We start from the raw sequence: 5179 nt of genomic DNA, 5'->3' as shown, positions 1-5179 counted from the left end.
TGATTTTAAATCACCCTAACCTTCCCTCAGTCCTGTCTTATGGTACTATGGCTGCTTAAAAACTGTCCGAACTATTGAGCTAATACACCATCAAATTTAATCGAAGATAATATTTTTAATATTGTTAACCAATTAAATCAGGCACTTAATGCTATTGATAATCCTTTGGAAAAAAAGACTCTAGCAGAATTAAATTTAATCGCTGGGCGCAAAGCAAAATTTAGCATTGCTTACGAGCCTGCTGTCCAATACTTAAGTGTCGGGTTAGAACTTTTATCTATTGATAGTTGGCATACTGATTATGAATTAACTCTAGCTATGTATGAAGCAGCCGCTGAAACCGCATACCTAAATGGCGATTTTGAACAAATGGAAAAATTGGTAGAAGTTGTTGAAATTTTTGCCAAAACTATGTTAGAAAAAGTCAAAGTATGTGAAATTAAAATGCTGGCATACATAACTAGAAGTAGGCTATTAGAGGCTACCCAAATTGGACTAAAAGCCCTAGATTTACTAGGCATAAATCTGCCCGAATCGCCGAACCCAGATGATATTAAACAAGTATTGTTAGAAACCAAGGCTTTATTAGTTGATAAAAGCGACTTAGATTTATTAAATTTACCACGGCTAACGGATACCAACAAGTTAGCAGCGATGAGGATATTATCAATTCTATTTACCCCAATATTTTTAGCCACACCCGCCCTATTGCCATTCATCCCCTGTCAACAGGTACAATTATCGCTCCAATATGGCAATAATTCTCATTCTGCGCTGGGTTATGCCAATTACGCTATTATTTTAAATGGATTATTACAAGAAATTGATTCGGGTTATCAATTTGGTCAACTAGCTTTAAAGTTATTATCTCAGGTAAATTGTTCAGAAATTAAGGGCAGAACTCTTAACCAAGTTGCCGCATTTAATATTCATGGCAAGGCTCATCTCAAAGACACTTTTGCCATTTTTTTAGAGGCTTACCACAGTAGCCTAGAAAACGGGGACTTAGAATTCGTTGGCTATGCTGCCATGAATAGATGTCACTATTTGTACTTGGGCAGTGAAGAATTGATATTTGTAGAAAAGGAGATGGCAAATTACTGTCATATTTTGGCTAAATTTAACTTAAAAACATCCTTAAATCATAATCAAATTTTTTGGCAGTCTGTTTTGAATTTAATATCTTATGAGTCAAATCCTGGCTGTTTAATAGGTAATGCTTGTAATGAACAGCAGATGCTACCAATGCTGTTGGCTGCTAAGGATCGGTTTGGCATTTTTAGCTTATATTTACACAAATTGATTCTCTGTTATTTGTTTGATGATTATACTGAAGCCTTAGTCAACACCCTGCAAGCTGAAAAATATGTCAATGGGGCGACTGGATATTTTAGTGTCCCTGTTTTCTATTTTTATGATTCCTTAGCGCGACTAGCCATCTATTCATCTGTAACTAATCTTGATGAACAAGAATTATTGATACTGAAAGTTAAAAATAATCAAGAAAAAATGGCAACTTGGGCATATTATGCTCCGATGAATTACTCGCAAAAATTTGATCTAGTTGCAGCGGAACAACATCGGATCTTAGGTGAAGATAGGTTAGCAATGGATTTGTACGATCGCGCTATTGCCCAGGCTAGAAAAAATCATTATATCAACGACGAAGCTTTAGCCTGCGAACTAGCAGCCAAGTTTTGGTTAACTCAAGGTAAAGAAAGGTTTGCCAAGTCATATATAAATGACGCTCATTATGCTTATGCTCGCTGGGGAGCAACAGCAAAGGTTAAAGATTTAGAAGCAAGATACCCGAAATTAATATCTAAGGTTGCAGTCGCCAATCTAATTATTGACACTAACACGACAACAAGTATTAATACTGCCACGACTTCGGGAGAAGTTTTAGATATAGTAACAGTAATCAAAGCTTCTCAAGCTATTTCTGGGGTAATTTTACTAGAGCAATTATTACCGAATTTGATGAAAATTCTTATCGAAAATGCCGGGGCACAAGTTGGCTTCCTAATTTTAGAATCTCAAGGGCAATTGCTGATTGAAGCTGAAGGGGCTGTAGATTCAGAACAAGTCAAAGTTTTACAGTCAATCAACATTGAAACTACCGAAAAGCTGCCGCTAGGTGTCATCCAATATGTGTTGAGAACTCAAGAGGATGTCGTTTTATCGGATGCTACTAAGGAAGGAGTTTTTACTCGCGAACCCTATATTGTTAGAAATCAGGCTAAGTCACTCTTATGCGCTCCTATTATTAATCAAGGCAAACTGATCGGCATTCTATATCTAGAAAATAATCTGACTACGGGGGTATTTACCCCAGATAGATTGGAAGTCTTAAAAATCTTATCCTCGCAAGCGGCTATTTCGATTGAAAATGCCCGGCTCTATCAAAATTTAGAAGATAAAGTCGCACAGCGCACGGCTCAGCTAGCTCAAGCTAATCAAGAAATTAGCACTCTCAATGAACTCCTCAAAAAAGACAATCTGCGCATGAGTGCGGAACTCGATATTGTCAAACAACTGCAACAAATGGTGTTGCCAAAACAGTCAGAATTAGAGGCAATTGAAGGCTTAGAAATAGCTGGATTTATGGAACCAGCCGATGAAGTGGGCGGCGATTACTACGACGTATTGCAACAGGATGGTAAAGTCAAGATTAGCATTGGCGATGTCACGGGACACGGTTTAGAAAGCGGCGTGTTGATGATTATGGCACAAACGGCTGTCAGGACGCTTCAGAAAATGAACGAAACAGATCCAGTGAAGTTTTTGGATGTCCTCAACCAGACTCTTTATGATAATCTCCAGCGCATGGACTCCCCGAGAAATATGTCTCTAGCTATATTAGACTATGCCGGAGGTGTCCTCAAATTAAGCGGACAACATGAGGAAATGATTGTGGTGCGCGCTGATGGAAAATTGGAGTCCATAGATACGATGGATTTAGGATTTCCCATTGGCTTAGTAGAAGAGATTGGCGAGTTTATTGCTCAAGAAGATGTGCTGTTAAATCCTGGGGATGTTGTGGTGCTTTATACTGATGGAATTCCTGAAGCTTTCGATATTAATAAAGCGCAGTACGGATTAAAGAGGTTGTGGCAAGTGGTGGTTGAAAATCGTCACTGCTGTGCCCGAGAAATTCGGGAAGCTGTAATTAATGATGTGCGGCAGTATATTGGCGCTATGAAGGTTTTTGATGATATTACTTTGGTGGTGATGAAGCAGAAATAGAGTTCATATCAATTCCGGTTACACCGGAATGATAGGGAGTGGGGAGTGGGGAGTCGGGAGTCGGGGAATGTGGAATTATTGACCTTGACTTTATCATTCCCCTGCAACCGGAAACGATATCAAAACCCCCTCAGCACTCGGCGGTTGAAATTAGGGTTCCTGACGGGGGGAACCCCCCAACCGCTGCAAGCGGGCATTGCCGCTACTGTAGAAATTTTCGTCCCGTCAAAGCGGAGACTGAAAAATAAAAATGGCAGCTTACCAAGGGCTTCCGATCATGGTGAAACTACTCCAGTAGTAAGGATGAGAAAAATTTTGGTTTGCTTGTTGTAAATTAGCAGGTAAATTTAACTGGCCGCCTGTTGTTACTAGCTGTCCGTTTTCCAGCCGCACTTTACCGGACATTATTGCTTGTTGAGCCAGTTGCAAAGCTTCTGCCTTAGTTGTGGCTCCTCGCAACTGGTGGTAAAATTCGCTCATCAGCGCCAAAGTGCCTCCATCGTCAACATACCACAAACTTCCTAAAGCAGATTTGGCGCCGGATTTTACTGCTAAACCTCCAAAACCTAACTCTGCTTCCCGATCGCCCAAGGCTGTTCTGCAAGCACTTAATACTAACAAGTCTACCTGGGGATTGCGCCAATTCAAACTCTCGATGCGATCGAGCTGCAATTGGGAATTCCACAGTTGAATGTAGGAATTGCTCGCTTTTCCCGGTTGGAATTCCGCGTGAGTTGCTAGGTGAACGATCCGAAATCCTCCCTTGGCGTGTTCCGAGTTGAGATTATCTATAGTGAAAGTGGAATTGAGGAAAGATGGGCCGTGCCACTGAGACGAAATCGACTGCAATTGGATCGGCACACTGGGCAAGGGCTGTTTGTCAACAAATTCTGACCTTCCCATTGCTAGCACTGTTGCGTCTCTAACTGCTTTATAATCGCTATTAGTCAAGCTGAAACTTGGAATTAGACTAAAACTGTATTTTTCAATCAAGAAGCCTTTACCGTCGTGCAAAGCGGCAAAGGGCAGGCTTCGCAATCCGGGATCGACTGACAGCAACAAAGTCTGAATTCCTAAGTTTTGTAAGTCTTTTTCTAGGGGTGCGATCGCCCATTTATATAGTTGCTGGGCGGCGGCTAGATAAGTGGTAGTACTGCGTTTCGTGGGAGTGGTGATTTCATCGCGGAACTGCTGGACGGTGGGGAAAAGAGCTGCTCTGTTGGCTTCTGGGACGCTGTAGTGAATCGGTCGCCCCACGGGAGGAACTAAAATTAGTTCTAATTGTTCGGAGCGCGAGACTATGTAGATAATACCAGACCGCTTGCGGGTTTGCTGTTCGATATTTTTTAAAGTTTGTTGGAATGTCGGAATCAAGACTTCTTCGTCTGGGAGGTTGCCTTTTACCCCCAGGTATTCTCCAAATTCTTGGGTCCTCATTTTTTCGATTCCCCAGACTGTTTTCTGTATGTCGTTACTTTCAAAAAGTCGATCGGGAGACGGGACATATCCCAGAACTAAATTAGAAGTAGGGTTGACTGTTGGCGGTTGTGGTGGTGGTGAGGGTGGTACAAAGTCGCTGGGTAATTTACTGGTGATAGTGCGATCGAGGGTTAAAATTCGATCGGCAGCAGCAATAACGGGACTGTGTAACGATCGACTTTCGGGGGGTTGAAAGTCTTTTGGATCGAGGGTTGAGGGTATAGCTGCGGGTGTGGGGGATGCTGGTGTGGCGGTGGCTGCGATCGTCCTGGGCGGCAATGCGTTGGCCTGAGAGTCGATCGAAGGTACTGCTACTGACTCCTGCGGAATTATTGGCCCAAAAATCGGCGGGATTATTACAGTCCTCTCTGGAATTGTTGGCGGAATTATTACAGTCCTCTCTGGAATTGTTGGCGGAACTATCACAGTCCTTTCTGGAATTGTTGGCGAAATT

At 42.0% G+C, this 5179-nt stretch carries 2 protein-coding genes; one reads left to right on the top strand and one right to left on the bottom strand.

Annotated elements, in window-relative coordinates; all coding sequences use genetic code 11:
- Positions 1-165: 165 nt before the first annotated feature.
- The gene (locus tag QUB61_RS32815; protein ID WP_333136323.1) at positions 166-3246 is read left to right on the top strand and encodes a SpoIIE family protein phosphatase; all 3081 of its coding nucleotides are present in this window, start codon (positions 166-168) and stop codon (positions 3244-3246) included.
- Positions 3247-3504: 258 nt separating this feature from the next.
- On the opposite strand, the gene QUB61_RS32810 is transcribed toward QUB61_RS32815, so the two are convergent.
- The coding region (locus QUB61_RS32810; protein ID WP_333190295.1) for a CHAT domain-containing protein at positions 3505-5179 on the bottom strand (1675 nt) is incomplete at its 5' end.

This window comes from Microcoleus sp. C2D2, from assembly GCF_036702495.1.
Lineage (GTDB): Bacteria > Cyanobacteriota > Cyanobacteriia > Cyanobacteriales > Microcoleaceae > Microcoleus.
This window is presented reverse-complemented; position numbering and strand designations above follow the sequence as displayed.